At 65.6% G+C, this 16,324-nt stretch carries 17 protein-coding genes; 9 read left to right on the top strand and 8 right to left on the bottom strand.

From position 1 onward, the window contains the following. Nucleotides 1-20: 20 nt before the first annotated feature. The 4 genes from ACQY4Y_RS23155 to ACQY4Y_RS23140 all read right to left on the bottom strand — a co-directional run bounded on the left by ACQY4Y_RS23155 (nt 21) and on the right by ACQY4Y_RS23140 (nt 3,467). Nucleotides 21-1,310, bottom strand: coding sequence for an MFS transporter (locus ACQY4Y_RS23155; RefSeq protein ID WP_428492930.1), 1,290 nt, complete (start codon nt 1,308-1,310; stop codon nt 21-23). 91 nt (nt 1,311-1,401) lie between these two features. Beyond that, complete coding sequence (gene rsmG / locus ACQY4Y_RS23150; protein ID WP_428492929.1) at nt 1,402-1,980, bottom strand: 16S rRNA (guanine(527)-N(7))-methyltransferase RsmG; 579 nt, start codon at nt 1,978-1,980, stop codon at nt 1,402-1,404. Beyond that, a complete protein-coding gene (gene dmeF, locus ACQY4Y_RS23145) occupies nt 1,977-3,179 on the bottom strand; it encodes a CDF family Co(II)/Ni(II) efflux transporter DmeF (RefSeq protein WP_428492928.1) in 1,203 nt (400 codons plus the stop codon). Before dmeF ends, rsmG begins: the two co-directional genes overlap by 4 nt. Before the next feature lie 9 nt (nt 3,180-3,188). Continuing rightward, on the bottom strand, nt 3,189-3,467 hold the full coding sequence (locus tag ACQY4Y_RS23140; RefSeq protein ID WP_428492927.1) for a metal/formaldehyde-sensitive transcriptional repressor: 279 nt from the start codon (nt 3,465-3,467) through the stop codon (nt 3,189-3,191). Between the two features lie 193 nt (nt 3,468-3,660). Between ACQY4Y_RS23140 and ACQY4Y_RS23135 the strand changes: the two genes are divergently transcribed. From ACQY4Y_RS23135 to ACQY4Y_RS23125, 3 genes are all read left to right on the top strand, one after another. Further along, nucleotides 3,661-4,311: a CarD family transcriptional regulator gene (locus ACQY4Y_RS23135; protein WP_428492926.1), complete on the top strand. Its 651-nt coding sequence runs from the start codon at nt 3,661-3,663 to the stop codon at nt 4,309-4,311. A 73-nt stretch (nt 4,312-4,384) separates the two neighbouring features. Continuing rightward, complete coding sequence (locus ACQY4Y_RS23130; protein ID WP_428492925.1) at nt 4,385-4,552, top strand: hypothetical protein; 168 nt, start codon at nt 4,385-4,387, stop codon at nt 4,550-4,552. A 63-nt stretch (nt 4,553-4,615) separates the two neighbouring features. Then, nucleotides 4,616-5,044, top strand: coding sequence for a VOC family protein (locus ACQY4Y_RS23125; protein WP_428492924.1), 429 nt, complete (start codon nt 4,616-4,618; stop codon nt 5,042-5,044). Between the two features lie 47 nt (nt 5,045-5,091). On the opposite strand, the gene ACQY4Y_RS23120 is transcribed toward ACQY4Y_RS23125, so the two are convergent. Then, nucleotides 5,092-5,829, bottom strand: coding sequence for a sulfite exporter TauE/SafE family protein (locus ACQY4Y_RS23120; protein WP_428492923.1), 738 nt, complete (start codon nt 5,827-5,829; stop codon nt 5,092-5,094). A gap of 241 nt (nt 5,830-6,070) precedes the next feature. On the opposite strand from ACQY4Y_RS23120, the gene ACQY4Y_RS23115 reads away from it, so the two are divergent. Together ACQY4Y_RS23115 and ACQY4Y_RS23110 are read left to right on the top strand one after the other, a co-directional pair. Beyond that, nucleotides 6,071-6,997 carry a 3-keto-5-aminohexanoate cleavage protein gene (locus ACQY4Y_RS23115; protein WP_428492922.1) on the top strand — a complete coding sequence of 309 codons (927 nt, stop codon included), beginning with the start codon at nt 6,071-6,073 and terminating at the stop codon, nt 6,995-6,997. A 13-nt stretch (nt 6,998-7,010) separates the two neighbouring features. Beyond that, nucleotides 7,011-7,784 (top strand): ABC transporter substrate-binding protein, encoded by a 774-nt coding sequence (locus ACQY4Y_RS23110; RefSeq protein WP_428492921.1) that lies wholly within the window; start codon nt 7,011-7,013, stop codon nt 7,782-7,784. A gap of 8 nt (nt 7,785-7,792) precedes the next feature. Here the strand turns inward: ACQY4Y_RS23110 and ACQY4Y_RS23105 are convergent, their stop codons facing one another. Continuing rightward, nucleotides 7,793-8,893 carry an acetoin utilization protein AcuC gene (locus ACQY4Y_RS23105; protein ID WP_428492920.1) on the bottom strand — a complete coding sequence of 367 codons (1,101 nt, stop codon included), beginning with the start codon at nt 8,891-8,893 and terminating at the stop codon, nt 7,793-7,795. After that, nucleotides 8,894-9,817 (bottom strand): methylisocitrate lyase, encoded by a 924-nt coding sequence (gene prpB, locus ACQY4Y_RS23100; protein WP_428492919.1) that lies wholly within the window; start codon nt 9,815-9,817, stop codon nt 8,894-8,896. A 93-nt stretch (nt 9,818-9,910) separates the two neighbouring features. On the opposite strand from prpB, the gene ACQY4Y_RS23095 reads away from it, so the two are divergent. Together ACQY4Y_RS23095 and ACQY4Y_RS23090 are read left to right on the top strand one after the other, a co-directional pair. Next, entirely contained in the window at nt 9,911-10,726 is an 816-nt protein-coding gene (locus ACQY4Y_RS23095) for a class I SAM-dependent methyltransferase (RefSeq protein WP_428492918.1), read from the top strand. A 136-nt stretch (nt 10,727-10,862) separates the two neighbouring features. Beyond that, nucleotides 10,863-11,978, top strand: a complete 1,116-nt coding sequence (locus tag ACQY4Y_RS23090) for a hypothetical protein (protein WP_428492917.1) — start codon at nt 10,863-10,865, stop codon at nt 11,976-11,978. Nucleotides 11,979-12,100: 122 nt separating this feature from the next. Here the strand turns inward: ACQY4Y_RS23090 and ACQY4Y_RS23085 are convergent, their stop codons facing one another. After that, complete coding sequence (locus tag ACQY4Y_RS23085; protein ID WP_428492916.1) at nt 12,101-13,054, bottom strand: LLM class flavin-dependent oxidoreductase; 954 nt, start codon at nt 13,052-13,054, stop codon at nt 12,101-12,103. A 134-nt stretch (nt 13,055-13,188) separates the two neighbouring features. Between ACQY4Y_RS23085 and ACQY4Y_RS23080 the strand changes: the two genes are divergently transcribed. Together ACQY4Y_RS23080 and ACQY4Y_RS23075 are read left to right on the top strand one after the other, a co-directional pair. Beyond that, nucleotides 13,189-13,974, top strand: coding sequence for an enoyl-CoA hydratase/isomerase family protein (locus tag ACQY4Y_RS23080; RefSeq protein WP_428492915.1), 786 nt, complete (start codon nt 13,189-13,191; stop codon nt 13,972-13,974). Between the two features lie 86 nt (nt 13,975-14,060). Beyond that, the gene (locus ACQY4Y_RS23075) at nt 14,061-16,247 is read left to right on the top strand and encodes a glycosyltransferase (protein WP_428492914.1); all 2,187 of its coding nucleotides are present in this window, start codon (nt 14,061-14,063) and stop codon (nt 16,245-16,247) included. The last annotated feature ends 77 nt before the right edge of the window (nt 16,248-16,324 follow it).

The raw sequence follows: 16,324 nt of genomic DNA, 5'->3' as shown, positions 1-16,324 counted from the left end.
GGGTTGCGACGCGCGCCGAACTACTGGGCCACCCGCATCGCACCCACTGCAACCGGCGTGTCCTCACCAAGCGTGTGGCGGGTAAACCCGAATGAGACGCCCGCACCGATCAGCGACAGCGTTCCTGCCAGCACGAATGCCGAAGAAAAGCTGCCGGTGACCTGCACGATATAACCCGTAACGATCGGCGCCAGCAGCCCGAACACGTTGCCGCCCAGCACCATGAACGCGAAGGCGCGGCCGGCGTCAGCTTGCGAGCGCAGCAGGTCGCTCGCCAATGCGGCGTTGGTGGCGCTGGCGGTGCCGCCGAAACTGACCGGAAAGATCGTCAGCACTACCACCGCGGTCAGCGATCCGACGAACGGGATCGCCACTCCAAGCGAGCACAGCAGCAGGCAAACCACCACCACAATGCGACGCCCGCCGCGGCGCATCGTTTCGGGCGTCAATATCGCATCGCCGATCCAGTTGGTCAGGATGATCACCGCGCCACCGACCAGAAACGGCACCGAGGTGAACAACCCCGAGTTCACGATCGACAGCCCGCGCACCGTCTGCAGATAATTCGGCAGCCAGCTCAGATACAGGTAAACCGAATACACCGCGCAGCCTTGCGACACCGCCAACCCCCACATCGAGGGCGAGCGCAGCAGCCCGCGATAGCCGACCCCATCATGGTCGGCCAACCTCTCGCCGCCGTGCCGCTGCGCCAGGATGCGCTGGCGCTCGGGCTCCGGCAGCCAAGTGGTGCGTTCCGGGGTTGAGACAAATACCAGCCACACCACGACCCAGATCAGGCCGATTGCACCAGTAATGGCGAACGACCAGCGCCACGACGTGGCCTCGATCAGCCAGGCCACCAGCGGCGCACTCAGCGCCGGGCCGAACATCGTGCCGGCCTGGATGAGCCCGACGGCCAGCCCGCGTTCGGTCGATGGGGCCCAGTCGCGCACCCCGCGATAGCTGACCGGGAAGGTCGGCGCCTCACCCGCGCCGAGCCCCAGCCGGACCAACAACATGGTGCCGAAGCCGCTGGCCAGGCCGGTGAGCATCTGCGCCACCGACCAGAATGCTGCACCGATCGCGGCCACCCGGTGCGCGCCGTAGCCATCCACCAGTCGGCCGGCCGGCAGCATCATGGCAACATACGCCCAAAGAAACGACGAGAACAGATAGCCAAGCTGCAGCGGTGACAGGGCGAATTCCTGTGCCACCGACCGGCCAGCAACCGACATGTTGATGCGATCGAGGTAACAGATCACGTTGAAAACGAACAGCAGGAAATACACCCAGTAGCGGCGATGGGTCATCGACTCGGGCCTCCCGTTGCCGGTTGCGCTCCGGCTGGCCGGCGGACTGTAGCAGCGCGGCGGGGCAAGTCGAAGCCGAAGCCCAGCGGGGTCAGTGCCTTGCCAGGCCGCTGATACGCAAGACCACGCCATCGGCGCTGGTCTGGCTCGGTATCCGGTCTACCGACATCGTCCAGTCTTGCGCTGCTTGCGCGAGCTCCTGCTCGACCTTGGCGCCCTTCAGCAGCAGGCAAACCCCGCCATCGGCCACGAACCGAACAGCCAGCGGCAACAGCCGAGGCAGTGGGGCCAGCGCCCTGGCGGTCACCAGCGGCGCGGGGTGGACTGCCGCGTCCTCGATCCGGCAACAATGCACCATCGCCGGGGCTCCGGTTTCAAGTACGGCGGTGCGCAGGAAGGCCGCCTTGCGCTGGTCGGCTTCGATCAGGTCGAAGCGCACGCCGGTGGCGATTGCCAGCACCAGGCCGGGAAACCCGCCGCCAGTGCCCAGGTCGATCGCGCGGTCGATCCCCGCCGGCATCAGTGCCACCAGTTGCAGCGAGTCCTTGATATGGCGGTGCCACACCACCGCGCTATCGCGCACCGCGATCAGGTTCAGCGTTGCGTTCCAGCGCAGCAACAGGTCCTCGAACTGGCGCAGCCTCGCGTTCGCCGAGGCCGGCAGGGTCAACGCGGCTGCACTTCCACGGTAACGTGCGACAACTCGGCGAAGCGCCGCAGCCGCTGGCGGTAATCCTCGGGTGGGCGGTTGCGCCCGCTGACCACCGACAGCACCGCGCCGAGGTGCCCGGGCCCCAGTCGCCAGACGTGCAGGTCGGTCAATTTGTCGCCTTCGGTCTCGATTTCGCGCCGCACCCGTTCGGTCAACTGGCGGTCCGGGTTCATATCGAGCAAGATACGTCCGGTGTCGCGCACCAGCCCATAGGCCCAACTGGCGATCACGCAGGCGCCGACGATCCCGGCCAGCGGGTCCATCCAAAGCCAGCCAAAGGCGCGCGCCAGCAGCAACCCGACGATCACCAGCACCGACACGGCCGCATCCGCCATCACGTGGATCACCGCCGCGCGCAGGTTGTTGTCGCGGTGCGCGGCATCGTCGTGGGCGTGTTCCTCGAACGCCACCGAGGCGGCGGCATCGCCCAAGTGCAGGTCCACGGTAAAGGCGTGTGGTTCGGGAATGTCCTCGACGCTTTCCATCACCCCAGCGCTGTCGGCGAAGCTGAACCGCTGGCGGGACCCGTCGGGACGAATCGTTTCCGCCCACAGCGCATCGGCCCACGGCGCATCAACTGGGACGGCTTCGCGCACGCGGAACCGCGGTGGCACACCATCCTCGAAAATCTCCAGCGTCAGCCGGCGGCTGGCGATATCGACCCGGTGAGCGTCATCATGCCCATGCTGATGGCTGTGATGATGGTGATGGTTATGATGTTGGGCGCCGCTCAGCAGCCAGGCGCTGACGATATTCACCGCGAGTCCCAGGCAGGCGATCGGGATTGCCTCGGAGAAGACGATCGGCACCGGATGCATCAACCGCCCGACCGCTTCCCAACCGATCAATAGCGCGATCATTGCCAGCACGATGGCGCTGGTGAACCCGGCGAGGTCACCCAGCTTTGCCGTTCCGAAGGTGAACCGGGCATCCGTGGCGTGGCGCCGGGCGTAGCGGTAGGCCAGTGCGGCCAGGAGCAGGGCGCCGGCATGGGTGCTCATGTGCAGGCCATCCGCCACCAGTGCGATCGAGCCGAACAGCAGGCCGCCGACGATCTCCAGCAGCATCATCGCGCCGCACAGCCAGATTACCGCCCAGGTCCGCCGTTCGGCGTGTTCGTGACCCTCGCCCAGAAACACGTGGCTGTGCGGTTCCATGGATGGACCTCATTTCAGGTAGCTGCGCACGACTTCCAAAAGTTGGTCGACGGCGGCGCCGTTCAGCGCGCCGGGATGGGCGGCGGTATCGACCAGGTGCGTGCGCACATGATCCTCGACCACCTGCGCCATCAGCCCGGCCATGGCGCCACGCGCACCTGCGATCTGGTGCAGCACCTGCTCACAGTCGGCTTCACCGTCGAGCGCGCGTTCGATCGCGTCGATCTGTCCGCGCAGACGTCGCACGCGGACCAGCAGCTTCTGCTTGTCGCGGATGGTGTGCGCCATGGATAGGGGGATAGCCTATAGAAGCCGGCTTCGCAAGCGCGGATTGGGGCAGTTCCGGTGCCGGCGCGGCGCCCGTGCGGGGCCGGAGCGCGCCGGTTAGAAATGTTGCGGTGTATCCTTGGCGGGCATTCCCATATATGATGCGGTTTTAACGAGGGTGGACAAATTGGCGGCAGCAGAAATCACGACAGCCATGGTATCAGCGGCATTCGGGGCTACGGCGGCGCGGCCGAAGCGGCGCGATGATGATCCGTTCAAGACCGGCGATTTCGTCGTCTATCCGACCCACGGGGTTGGCAAGATCGACAAGATCGGCTCCGAAGTGATCGCTGGGCACAAACTGGACCTGATCTACATTTCGTTCGACGAGAACAAGATGACCCTGCGGGTGCCGGTGGCGCAGGCGCGGGTCACTGGGCTGCGCAAGCTGGCCACGCCGCAAGTGATGGCCGAGGTGATGACCATCCTGGCCGGCCGCCCCAAGGTCAGCCGGCTGATGTGGGCGAAGCGGGCGCAGGAGTTTCAGGCCAAGATCAACTCCGGCGACCTGAAGATGGTGGCTGAGGTCTGCCGCGACCTGCAGACTGCGGCAAACGGGTCGGCGCCAAGCTACAGCCAGCGGAATTTGTTTGAATTGGCGATCGATCGGTTGGCCGGGGAGTTTGCCGGGGTGGCCGGCACCGACAAGGCCGACGCCATCGTGCAACTGACGCAGAAGCTGGTCGATGGCCGGAGCGCCGATCAGGCCCGGTCGGACGGGCGCGCCGAAAAGGCGCGGGCGGATCAGGCCGATGCCGACAGCGCGCAGGAAGGTTCCGTATCGTTGGCGCCCACGTCGGTATAGAACAGCCCTTTGGGACTCGGCCGCACGCTCGGTCGGGCTCGGAGCAACGCCGAAGCGGACACGAGAGGCGATCATGGTATTCAAGCCGAATTACAACCAGCAGCGCGCTGAACGCGACCGCGCCAAGCAGGCCAAGAAAGAGGCCAAGGTGCGTGAACGCGAGGACGCCGCGGCGCTGCGCCGCAAGACCGAGCAAGACGGTGCCACTCCAGCGGCGGACACCGAGGAAGTCGGTAGTTAATAGTGGTCAAGTAATGGATTTGCCGTTCCTGCTCACCGGTCCGACGCTACCGGAGATCGCATCATGAAGGGGATAGCGCCGCGAGTCAGCCAGATTCTGGAAACCTCGCTCTACGTGGCGGATCTTGAGCGGTCGCAGACGTTCTACGGACGGGTTTTCGGCTTCACCGCGTTCATGATGGACGACCGGATGTGCGCCATGGAAGTACCGGGGGAGCAGGTGTTGCTGCTGTTCCGCCATGGCGCCACCGACCAACCCGCGCCGGGGCCTGATGGTGGTTTCATTCCGCCGCATCATGGTCACGGCGCGCTGCATCTGGCGTTCGCCATTCCATACGGCGAACTTGCGACATGGCAGGACCACCTGGCCGCCGAGGGGATCGGAGTGGAGAGCCGGCTCGGCTGGCCGCATGGGGGCACCAGCCTGTATTTCCGCGACCCTGACGGCCATTCGCTGGAGGTGGCGACACCGGGTCTTTGGCCAAACCGCTAGACGGTTCTTTGGTTAAGATATCGCAATGGTCGGTGCCTCTGAACCTTTCAGAGACTTGTCCAAAGCAGGGTCAAGCCGGAGACCGCAAGCAGGCCAAGCACCAATTCATGAAAGCGTTTGTCGCTCAGGCGCCGGTAGGTGTGGGAGCCGAACCAGGCGCCAAGGAAGGTGCCGGGAAGTGCGATGGCGACGAGCCCGCAAAGCTCGGCCGTCAGCAGGCCTGATAGCGCGTGCCAGACGACGACGGCGGCAAGGATTGCCAAGTTGAAGACCTGGAACACGCTGCGTCGCTGGTCCTTGGTCCAGCCTCGCAGCGTCGCCCATACGGTGGGCAGGGGGCCCGATAATCCGGCGAGGCCGCCCAGGATTCCGCCGGCGAAGCCGACCGCGCTGTCGGCCATGCGGCCGCCCGACATCAGCCGGGGCTGGCCCGATGTCACCAGCATGAAGCCGGAAAAGGCGATCAGGAAGACGCCGACGCTGAGCCGGAAGACATCGACGTCGAGCTTGGACAGCAACATGGTTCCAACCGGGACTCCAAGAAGGCCAGCCAGGACCATCGGCAGAACCCGGCGGCGATCGATCGCATGCCAGATTGTCGGCAACGTCTGGACTTGGGCTGCGACCGAGCAAACCGCGACCAGGGTGGCGGCGGGGGCCGGGGCGAGTACGTGCAGCCAAAAGCCGAGAGCGATCAGGCCGGTACCGAATCCGGCGAGGCCGGTGACGAAACCGCCGGCGACCGCCCCGGCGACGACCACCAGCGCGGTCGCCGGGGTCAACATCTTGGTTCAGCGGTCGATCCGCGGGCGCCGCGGTGTGGCAGCATTCGACGACTCCAGCCGGCGATGATGTCGGGCGGAGCGGTATGCGCGCCTGGGTGATCCGCGCCAAGAGCGGGTCGGCGGGGGCGCGGGTGGCCTTGGCCCGAGTTGGCGGGTGGCTGAGCGACCGAGGAACCGGGTCTGGTCGTGCGAACCTTGCTCCGGCACACTGGGTCGGGTTCGATGCCCGCGAGGAAACGCCATGGCCAAGATCATCATCAGTTGCGCCGTCACCGGCGCGATCCACACCCCCAGCATGTCGGACTACTTGCCGATCACGCCGGAGCAGATCGCCAGGTCCTCGATCGAGGCGGCGGAGGCTGGCGCGGCAATCATCCACTTGCACGCGCGCAATCCCGCGGATGGGTCGCCGACGCCCGATCCGGCGGTGTTCATGAACTTCCTGCCGGTGATCAAGCAGAGCACCGACGCGGTGGTCAACATCACAACCGGGGGCGGGCTGACGATGACCCTGGAAGAACGCCTGGCGGCGCCGCTGGCGGCTCGGCCGGAGATGTGCAGCCTGAACATGGGCAGCATGAACTTCAACATCTCCCGAGCCGGGGATCGCATCAAGGCGTGGAAGTATCCGTGGGAGAAGCCATACCTGGATGCCACTGACAATTTCATCTTCCGCAACACGTTCAAGGATATAGAGGGGATCGTCGAGCGGTTGGGCAAGGCGCATGGCACACGGTTCGAGTTCGAATGTTACGATATCGGGCATCTCTATAACCTGGCGTACTGTCTGGATCGCGGCATCGTCGAGCCGCCGCTGTTCGTGCAGTCGATCTTCGGCATCACCGGGGGAATCGGTGCGGAGCCGCGCAATCTGCTGTTTGCCAAGGAGACGGCGGATCGGCTGTTCGGTGACGCGTATTGCTGGTCGGTGCTGGCGGCTGGGCGGCACCAGATGGCGTTCACCACGATGGCCGGGATCAACGGCGGCAACGTGCGGGTAGGACTGGAGGACAGCCTGTATATCGGCAAGGGGCAGTTGGCGAAGTCGAATGCCGAGCAGGTGGCGAAGATCCGACGGATTCTGGAGGATCTGAGCCTGGAGATCGCGACGCCGGCGGAGGCGCGGGCGATATTGAAGTTGAAGGGCGGCGATCGGGTCGGGTTTTAGCGGCGGGGCGGTGATGCTCAGGCGCCGCGGCTTTATCGGCCAGTCCGGCGTGGCGATGCTGGCGTCGGCCGCGCGAGCGGATCAGCCGCCGCGGACACTGAAGCCGGGGGTGCTGCGGATCGGCACTTACTTCGTCAATCCGCCATTCGAATTTGTCTCCAATCACAAGCGGGTTGGCTTCGAGGTCGACCTGATGCGGGAGATTTCGCTTCGGCTAGATCTGCGGGCTAATTTTATCGATACGCGATGGCAACTCCTGCTTAACGAGATGCAGCAGAGCCGGTATGATTGCGCGATTGGCGGGATCACGATCACGCCCCGACGGCAGCAAATACTGGGGTGGTCGGTGCCCTATATGACCACGACATTGAGCCTTGTGGTCGATGGCCGGAGAACCCCGGCGACGGCGACGCTGGCCGACCTGAAGATGGCGACGGTCGGCGTGCAGGCGGCCACCACCGACTATGATGCGGCCGTCGCGATGAAACGCTCTGGCCGGATCGGCAAAGTCGCGGTTTATCCCTTCGCCCGCATCGCCGACGCCATCAGCGATCTTGTCGCCGGGCGAATCGGGGCGGTGATGAAAGTGTATCCGGTTGCGTCATGGCTGGCGCGAACCACGCCTGGCCTGCGCATCCTGGGTCAGGTTCCTGATGATCCGCAGCCCTTGGGCATCGGCTTCAACCTGAAAAACGCCCAGTTGCTGGCCGCGGTCAACCATGTGCTGGGTGATATGCGAGCGGACGGGAGCTACGACGGTTTGGTTCGGCGTTGGCATTTGGCGTAGCGCTGCGGTCACGCCGTGAGGTTGGCTTCGGCCAGGCGGCGGACTTCGTCGCGGATCAGGCCGTCGCGGGGCTGATCGAGCAGCGTGGTGAACCAGTGTTGCGGCGGGTTGCGGCCAGCGGCGCGCTCGAAGCTGAGGGCGCGCAGGCCAGCCTCGGCGTCGGGTGGCAGGCGATCCGGGATCGGTTGGTCGTTCAAGGTGCCCCAGATCAGTGCCCAGCAGCGGCCGACGGTCCACGGATTGTAGCCGCCGCCGCCCAGCACCAGCAGGCGGGGGGCGCGATGGCGGATTGCCTGGACGACGGCGCGGTGCGCGTTGTTGGACAGCGAAAGTTTTGCCAGCGGGTCTTCCTGCAGCCCGTCGGCGCCGGCCTGCAGCATGATCGCCTGCGGGCGGCGGGAGTCGATCAACGGCAGCACGGCGTTGGTCATGACGTGGGCGAACTCGGAGTCGTTGCAGCCGGCGGGTAGCGGAACGTTGCGCGCCTCTCCGCCGGCGCGGTCGGTGGCGTCGCCGGTGTGGGGCCAGCGGTTGGCCTCGTGCAGGCTGATGGTGAGCACGCGGGGATCGTCGTGGAAGGCATCCTGCACGCCGTCGCCGTGATGGGCGTCGATGTCGAGGTAGACGATGTTGTCCAGCCCGAGGTCGAGCCAGGTCAGCAACCCCAGCACCGGGTCGTTGAGGAAGCAGAAGCCCGAGGCTCGGGCCGGCCGGCCGTGGTGGGTGCCGCCGCCGGGGCAGTGGACGATGCCGCCGTTGGCGGTGAGATGGGCGGCCAGCATGACGCCGCCGGCCGATATTGCCGGGCGGCGGTAGACCTCGCGGTAGACCGGATTGCCCTCGGCGCCGATGCGGAAGCGGGCGCGGACCTCGTCGCTGACCGCCTGGTCGCGTTCCGCCTGGCGCAGCGCGGCCAGGTATTCGGGGTCGTGAAAGCGGGTGAGTTCGTCCTCCGACGGCATCGGCGCGTCGCGATAGACGCTGTCGGGCAGCCATCCGAGGGCGCGGCAGAGATCGGTGCAGACAGAAACGCGAGGGACGGCGAGCGGGTGCTTCGGGCCGTAGCTGGAGTTGCGGTAGATTTCGCTGCCGATGTAGAGCGGCGTCATCTAAGTCCGTTGCGGCATCGCCTGGGGGATGATGGTCTTGACGATCGAGGCGTCGAGTGCCTCGTAATCGTGGTAGCCGATGGTGGCGTAGAGTTCGGCGCGGGTCTGCATGTGCTCGATCATGTTCTGGGTGCCCCCGTCGCGACGGATCGCGGCATATAGTTTCTGTTGTGCCTTGTTGGCGACACGCAGGCTGCTGACCGGCCAGATCACCATCTTGTAGCCCATGGCCTGGAACTCCTCGGCGGTGAAGAACGGCGTGGTGCCGAACTCGGTCATGTTGGCGAGCAGCGGCACGCCGGGCAGCCGGGCGGCGACCTCGCGGAACATGTCGGCGGTTTTCAGGGCTTCGGGGAAGATCGCGTCGGCGCCGGCCTCGATGAACAGGTTGGCGCGGGCGACGGAGCCGTCGATGCCCTCGGAGGCGGCGGCGTCGGTGCGGGCGATGATGTAGAGGTGGCGGCGGGCGCGGCGCGCGGCGGCGATCTTGGCGGCCATGTCGTGCGGGTCGGCCAGCCGCTTGTCGTTGAGGTGGCCGCATTTCTTGGGCAGCAACTGGTCCTCGATATGGACCGCGGCGGCGCCGGCGTCCTCGAAGCTGCGGACCATGTGCATGACGTTGAGCGCTTCGCCGTAGCCGGTGTCGCCGTCGACCAGCAGCGGCAGGGCGGTGGCGCGGGCGATCTGGCGGATGAAGAAGCAGACCTCCTCGACGGTGATCATGCCGAGGTCGGGGATGCCCATGGACGCGGTCATCGCCGCGCCGGAGAGATACAGGCCGTCGAACCCCGCCTGTTTCGCCTGCAGACCGGCCTGGCCGTTGTGGGCGCCGGGCAACTGCAGGATACCAGGATGCTCGAGCAGGGCGCGGAAGCGGTCTCCGGCCGGTTTGGTGGGAAGATCGTCGGCGACGAGGTAGGTCATCAGGGGCTCCTTTTGGCTTTCCGATAGCGGATTGGCCGGGAGAAGAACAGGGTCGGGCGGACCGAGACCGGTCGAACGAGAAGTGAGGCTGCCATGAGTGACGACCCGTCGTGGCGTGAGCTGAACCGAGCGATGTGGGATGAGAAGGTGCCGCTGCACGTGGCCTCATTGGTTTACGACGTGGCCGGGTTCAAGGCTGGGCGGACCACACTGAAGCGGCGTGAGATCGCCGATCTTGGCGATGTGAGCGGGAAGCAGCTGATCCACCTGCAATGTCATTTCGGTATGGATAGTCTATCCTGGGCTCGGCTTGGGGCAGAGGTCACCGGGGTGGATTTCTCCGAACGCGCGGTGCGGGCGGCGCGCGAACTGGCGCGTGAGATCGGGATCGAAGCGCGATTCGTGGACGCGGACGTCTATGACGCGGTTGCCGCGGTCGGGCATCTTCAGTTCGATATCGTCTATACCGGCGTCGGGGCGCTGTGTTGGTTGCCTGATATCGAGCGCTGGGCGCGGGTGGTGCATGATCTGCTGCGGCCGGGCGGCGAGTTGTATCTGTTCGAGTTCCATCCGGTGAAGTGGATGATCGAGGCCTCGGCGCCGAACGCGGTCGAGATTCGCGATGGTTATTTCACGCCGTCCGAGGGGTATCGCGAGGCGGGCGGGGTGACCTATGCCGACGCCTCGGCCGCGGGCGCCGCGACCGTGCAATGGAACCATCCGCTGGGCGAGGTGGTGACGGCGCTGGCGCGGGTCGGGCTGCGGATTGAAAGCCTGCGCGAACTCGATCGGGACGTGCTGCGGCAATGGGATGTGATGCGACGCGCGGACGACGGGATGTATTGCATGCCGCCGGAGCGTCCGTCGCTGCCCTTGATGTATGTGCTGCGGGCGCGGCAGGGCGATTGAGGCCAGCGTTACATTTCGATTCCCTTGGTTACACGGATCTTCAGCCTTCCTTTACCTTTCGCTTCCAAGGTCGGCGAACAGCTTGGCAGGCGCCCGCAGGTTTTTCGTCGCAGCGCTATCATTCCGGAAACGATGCATGATTGAGCACGTCGTGGTGGTCGGTGACCTGTTACGGCCCCAAGGCGACGGGCGTCCGGGCGGCGTTGACCGGCCCACGCTGTGGCTGTGCAATGCTCTGAAGCATTCGATCCATCTCGCCAGCGGGCTGCGGACACGAGCCCTGACAACCAGCGACGACCCGGCGGTCGAGAATTGGATCCGCTCACGCCGCTCGCCGGCCGATGCCGATGCTGACTGGGCCGCGAGCTATGAGGGGCCTGGTCCAGCGGTTCTGGAGCAGTTGATCATGGCCCGACTGCGTCGCTGCTTCTGTATCGGCTACGAAATGCCACCCTGGCTCAGGCGGTTGCTGAGCGAGCATCAGATACCCTTTGTCGACCTACGGCTGGGCCCGGTCCGGTTCATGGACGACCTGCTGTTTGCGGCGCGTGGTTCAACCCTGGAGATGCAGGCAGCCCTGCTTTCGATGGCGATGCAGGAAAGCGAGGTCCGCGCCACGGCCGGGCTGCGCGAAGCGATGTGCCGGCTGATATCGGAGGCGGCGATTCCGGACAACACCTTGCTGGTTGCCGGTCAGCGACGGTTCGATTCCAGCCAGATCGTCGATCGAACGTTCTTTGACGCGTTCCCCAGGGCGGCGGAAATTCACCGCATCTGTGCCGGCTATTCGGCGGTGGTTCTCAAGCCGCATCCGCTGGATCGCAGCCATTCGTTGCTGGAGGTCGTGGCCGGCGCACCAGCCAATGTGATTGGCGTGATCGACGACAACGCGTATCGGATGATGGCGCTGCCGCAGATCAGCGCCGTGCTGACGGTGAATTCTGGCCTGGCGGTCGAAGCCGGGTATTTCGGCAAGCGGGTGCACACGCTGGCGTCACTGCCGATCAGCCTGGCGTGGCGCGGAGAGACGCCCGATCCGGAACGGCATGTGTCGCTGAACGATGTGGTTTTGACCCCGGATTTCTGGCGCATGATCCTGGCGCCCTATGTGCCGGTCAGCGCGGCGGATGGCATGCGGCTGCCACCGAAGCCGAACCGGCTGCGCATTGCTTTGGATAGTTTCTGGAACTACCAGCAGATCGACACCGACCGGATTCCGCGTCCGGATAACGCGCTGGCGTCGGCAATGTAACGATTGCCTGCGTTTGGCAACGCCTAGGGCATCATCGTGTTTGTTGACCGATAATGTCCCGCGAGTCATTGTTTTAGCGAGCGATTCACGCTTTTGGCCATGCCACCAAAAGCGATCGCGCGCTAAGCGGCGGCTTTGCGCGGTTTGGGCCAACGGGCGGCGACCTGTGGCAGGACCTCCTCGGCTAGTCGTCTGGTCTGTGCCAGCATGTCGGCGTCGCCTTCGGCGATCGGGCGCAAGATGAATTTCGATGCGCCGGCGGCGACATAGGCGTCGAGACGGCGCACGATGACCTCGGCGTCGCCGATGGCGAACAGGTCGTGGGGATCGCGGCCGGTGCGGTCGCGGTATTGCTGCATCACCTTCGCCACGCCTGGATCGTCGGCCGACCCGAAGCGGAAGGCGAAGGCCGCGCCGTAATGATCCTCGTCGATGCTGCGTCCGGTTTCCAGCAGTGCCTGCTTGATTCCGCTGATCACCTGGGCCACCGCATCGGGCGCTTCCGGGCCGGCCTGCCAGCCGGTCCCGATGCGGGCGGTGCGCTTGATCGCGGCTTCCGAGGCGCCCCCGATCCACATCGGCAGATCGGGCTGCACCGGCAGCGGTGCGATCGAGGCCTTGGCCAGCTTGAAGTGCCGGCCGTCGTAATCCAGCGGCTCGCCGGTCCACAGCCGGCTGATGATTTGCAGTGCCTCATCGGTTTTGCGGCCACGCGTGGTGGTGTCGACGTGCATCGCGGTCCATTCCGCGCCGCGCGGGCTGCCGATGCCGAAGCCGGGCAGCAGCCGGCCGTTGGACAGCACGTCGATGGTGGCGCACTGCTTGGCCAGCAGCACCGGTTCGCGGAGCGCGACCGAGACCACGTTGACGCCGAACTTGATCCGCCTGGTGCGTCCGGCGATGGCGGCCAGTGTGGTCATGCTCTCCAGGATTGGCGCGCGGCTGACGATGCGGTCGGTCTGCCAGATCGAGTCCAGGCCGGCTTGCTCGCATAGGTCGACCCAGCGCCAGAAGCCGTCCGCGGTCTGGAACGGGTATTCCATGATGCCGACGCCGACCGCGATATTGCGCGCCATCCGTGGTCTCCTGACGGTGTTGTTGTGATGGTCCCGCGATTCGGCGCCGCGGGCAATGGCCCCGACCTGGTTTCCAGTGGGGCGGCATCGGGCCTAAGGTTGCCGGCATCGATCATCCGGGTAGGGAAACCATCATGCAGCACGGCACCTATGAACATATCGCCGCCGAGGTGGCCGGCAATGTCGCCACGATCGAGGTGCGGCGCGGTCCGAACAACTTCATCGACACCGACATGGTGGCGGAGATCGCCGACGCGCTGGAAGTGTATGATCGCACCGTCGACGTGCGCGCGATCGTGCTGTGCGCCGAGGGCAAGCACTTCTGCGCCGGCGCCGATTTCGGCAGCCGCGGCCCCGACGGTGTGGCGCGAGCCACGAAGCGGGGGCGGCATCTTTACAAGGAAGCGCAGCGGCTGTGGCGCACCGGCAAGCCGATCGTCGCGGCGGTGCATGGTGCCGCGATCGGCGCCGGCGTCGGGCTCGCGGTGATGGCGGACTTCCGCGTCGCCTGTCCGGAGGCGCGGTTTTCCACCAATTTCACCCGTCTGGGGTTCCATCCCGGTTTTGGCCTGACCGCGTCGCTGCCTCGGCTGATCGGGATGCAGAACGCGGCGATGATGCTTTATACCGGGCGGCGGCTGACCGGCGAGGAGGCGCTGCGGATCGGACTGGTGGATACCCTGGTGCCGCTGGATCAGGTGCGCGCGAAGGCCCTGGAGGTGGCGACCGAGATCGCCGGGTCGGCGCCGCTGGCGATCGTTTCCACGCGGGAGACGCTGCGTCGCGGGCTGGCTGACGCCGTGGCGCAGGCAACGGAGCGCGAGTATGAGGAACAGGACTGGCTTCGCACCACCGCCGACTTCAAGGAGGGAACCAAGGCGATGGGCGAGCGGCGGGCGCCGAACTTCGCCGGGAGGTAGTGTCGGCCTCCGCGATCGGTCGCACTTAACGGTTTCTTAAGGACTGGACTGTAGGACTCGGCCTCTCGGGACGGAGGCCACTCAGCTTGAGCCAGTCGCTAAGCGTTGCGCGAATCCGTCTTGCGGTGTTCGTCGATGCCGCGCTGTGGCGTGGACTTTCCTGGGCTCGGGCGCTTGGTGGGCGTTCTCCGTTCGTGGCGAAACAATTGCGCCGCGCGGTGCTGCTGCTGTGGTGGACGGCGACGCTGCAGCTTGGCACCCATATCGGCTACTGGCTGCGTGCCAGGCGGCTGCGCCGGGTGGTTCCGGGCGCCCTGGCCGGGGCGGTGATCGAGACCATCGATCCGCGGGCACTCGACATTCCCTGTTCAGATGCTCCGGTGGTGTCGGTGATCATTCCGACCTATGGGCAGGTGGAGCACACGCTCCGCTGCCTGGCCTCGATTGCCGCCAACACCGTAGGGGTGGCGATCGAGGTGATCGTAGTGGACGATGCGTGGGACGGGGCGGGTGCTGCGGCTATGGGCCTGGTGCGCGGCGTTCGGCTGTTGCGCAACGGAACCAACCTTGGATTTCTGCGGAGCTGCAACTTGGCCGCCGCATCGGCTGTGGGCGAGTATCTGTTGCTTCTTAACAACGATACCCAGGTGATGTCCGGCTGGCTGGAGCCGATGCTATCGCTGTTTCGTCAGCGTCCCGACACCGGGGCGGTGGGGGCCAAGCTGCTGTATCCGGATGGGCGGTTGCAGGAAGCCGGCGGGATCATCTGGCAGGATGGGTCGGGGTGGAATTTCGGCCGTCTGGAGGATCCGGGCAGGCCGGCCTACAATTATGTCCGCGAGGTGGATTATTGTTCCGCGGCGGCGCTTATGGTGCGACGCGAAGTGTTCGCCGGATTGGGCGGCTTCGATGAACGCTACGCTCCGGCGTATTACGAGGACACCGATCTTTGCTTCCGCTTGCGGCGCATCGGTCTGAAGACGCTGTATCAACCGGCGGCTCGGGTGATTCACCATGAGGGCGTGTCGCACGGGCGCGACACCTCGGTGGGGATCAAGTCGCATCAGGTCGTCAACCGGTCGCGCTTTGTCGATGTATGGGCGGATGTGCTGGCGCGCGAGCATTGCAGGACCGGGGATCACGTTTTCCGAGCGCGCGACCGGGCGATGCATCGCAAGGTGGTGCTGGTGATCGATCATTATGTTCCGATGCCGGACCGTGATGCCGGTTCGCGGGCCATTATGTCATGCCTGCGGGTGCTGCTGGACGCTGGCTACTTGGTGAAGTTCTGGCCGCACAACCTGAGCTACAATGCGACCTATACCGAGGTGCTGCAGGATTTGGGCATCGAGGTGTTCCACGGACCCGACCAGGCGCCGTTCGATAGCTGGATCAGAGGCGTCGGGCGCGAGTTCGATATGATCCTGGTGAGCCGGCCCGATGTTGCCGAGGACGTGATGCCATCGTTGCGCCGGCACTGCCGGGCGCCGGTGGTTTATTACGGGCACGATTTGCATTTTCGCCGCATGCGCCAACAGGCCGAGTTAACTGGCGATGAGCGGCTGCTGCGTCTCGCCGAACATATGCGGCAGCGGGAGTTCTCGATTTGGCGGCAGGCGGATCTTTCGCTGTATCTTTCGGAAGAAGAGGCGCAGATCGCACTGGCGTTGCAGCCGGACGCGAAGATCGATTCGGTGGTGCCGTATTGCTTCGACCGGTTCGGCGAGGCCAGGGCCGCGCCGGCCTGCCGCGAAATCATCTTCGTCGCCGGCTTTGGTCATCCGCCGAACGAGGACGCCGCGGTGTGGTTCGTGAAGCAGGTACTGCCGCTGATCCGGGCCGACGTTCCGGAAGCGCATTTGTCGATTATCGGATCCGACCCGACCGAACGGGTGCGCGCGCTGGGCGGGGATGGCATCGCTTGGTTCGCCAATGTGACAGATGCCGAGCTGGAGGCGGCGTATCAGCGGGCACGGGTCGCCGTGGTGCCGTTGCGTTGCGGTGCCGGGGTGAAGCTGAAAGTGGTGGAGGCGCTGCGGACGGGGGTGCCGCTGGTGACCACTCCGGTGGGCGCGCAGGGGCTCCCGGGGCTGTTTCAGGTGGCCGCGGTGGAGGACGATGTCCAGTTGTTCGCCGCCGCCGTCGCCGGTCTGCTGCGGGATGACGCGGCGTGGGAAAAATCCAGTGCGCGGCAGGTGGATTTCGCTCGCAAGCGGTTTTCGCGGGAAGCGATGACGGCGTCGTTGCTTGGGGCGTTGAAGGTTGCTGCCTGATCGGATGGGGCGGCTGAATTGCGTGTTGCCAGGCGGGCGGCCGCATGGCTGGATGGCGGGCTGGATCACCGGGAGTG

Origin of the sequence: Rhodopila sp. (assembly GCF_965277165.1) — a bacterium.
Classification (GTDB): Bacteria; Pseudomonadota; Alphaproteobacteria; order Acetobacterales; family Acetobacteraceae; genus Rhodopila.
Note: the sequence above shows the minus strand (reverse complement) of the source record. Positions and strands in the feature narration are given on the sequence as shown.

What these genes read in the sequence shown, in the direction of transcription:
- ACQY4Y_RS23105 (WP_428492920.1), bottom strand. Translation starts at nt 8,893, where the DNA reads ATGACGCCGCTCTACATCGGCAGCGAAATCTACCGCAACTCCAGCTAC.
- ACQY4Y_RS23135 (WP_428492926.1), top strand. Translation starts at nt 3,661, where the DNA reads ATGGTATCAGCGGCATTCGGGGCTACGGCGGCGCGGCCGAAGCGGCGC.
- ACQY4Y_RS23155 (WP_428492930.1), bottom strand. Translation starts at nt 1,310, where the DNA reads ATGACCCATCGCCGCTACTGGGTGTATTTCCTGCTGTTCGTTTTCAAC.
- ACQY4Y_RS23140 (WP_428492927.1), bottom strand. Translation starts at nt 3,467, where the DNA reads ATGGCGCACACCATCCGCGACAAGCAGAAGCTGCTGGTCCGCGTGCGA.
- ACQY4Y_RS23120 (WP_428492923.1), bottom strand. Translation starts at nt 5,829, where the DNA reads ATGTTGACCCCGGCGACCGCGCTGGTGGTCGTCGCCGGGGCGGTCGCC.
- ACQY4Y_RS23095 (WP_428492918.1), top strand. Translation starts at nt 9,911, where the DNA reads ATGAGTGACGACCCGTCGTGGCGTGAGCTGAACCGAGCGATGTGGGAT.
- ACQY4Y_RS23080 (WP_428492915.1), top strand. Translation starts at nt 13,189, where the DNA reads ATGCAGCACGGCACCTATGAACATATCGCCGCCGAGGTGGCCGGCAAT.
- ACQY4Y_RS23090 (WP_428492917.1), top strand. Translation starts at nt 10,863, where the DNA reads ATGATTGAGCACGTCGTGGTGGTCGGTGACCTGTTACGGCCCCAAGGC.
- prpB (WP_428492919.1), bottom strand. Translation starts at nt 9,817, where the DNA reads ATGACCTACCTCGTCGCCGACGATCTTCCCACCAAACCGGCCGGAGAC.
- dmeF (WP_428492928.1), bottom strand. Translation starts at nt 3,179, where the DNA reads ATGGAACCGCACAGCCACGTGTTTCTGGGCGAGGGTCACGAACACGCC.
- ACQY4Y_RS23110 (WP_428492921.1), top strand. Translation starts at nt 7,011, where the DNA reads ATGCTCAGGCGCCGCGGCTTTATCGGCCAGTCCGGCGTGGCGATGCTG.
- ACQY4Y_RS23085 (WP_428492916.1), bottom strand. Translation starts at nt 13,054, where the DNA reads ATGGCGCGCAATATCGCGGTCGGCGTCGGCATCATGGAATACCCGTTC.
- ACQY4Y_RS23130 (WP_428492925.1), top strand. Translation starts at nt 4,385, where the DNA reads ATGGTATTCAAGCCGAATTACAACCAGCAGCGCGCTGAACGCGACCGC.
- ACQY4Y_RS23115 (WP_428492922.1), top strand. Translation starts at nt 6,071, where the DNA reads ATGGCCAAGATCATCATCAGTTGCGCCGTCACCGGCGCGATCCACACC.
- ACQY4Y_RS23125 (WP_428492924.1), top strand. Translation starts at nt 4,616, where the DNA reads ATGAAGGGGATAGCGCCGCGAGTCAGCCAGATTCTGGAAACCTCGCTC.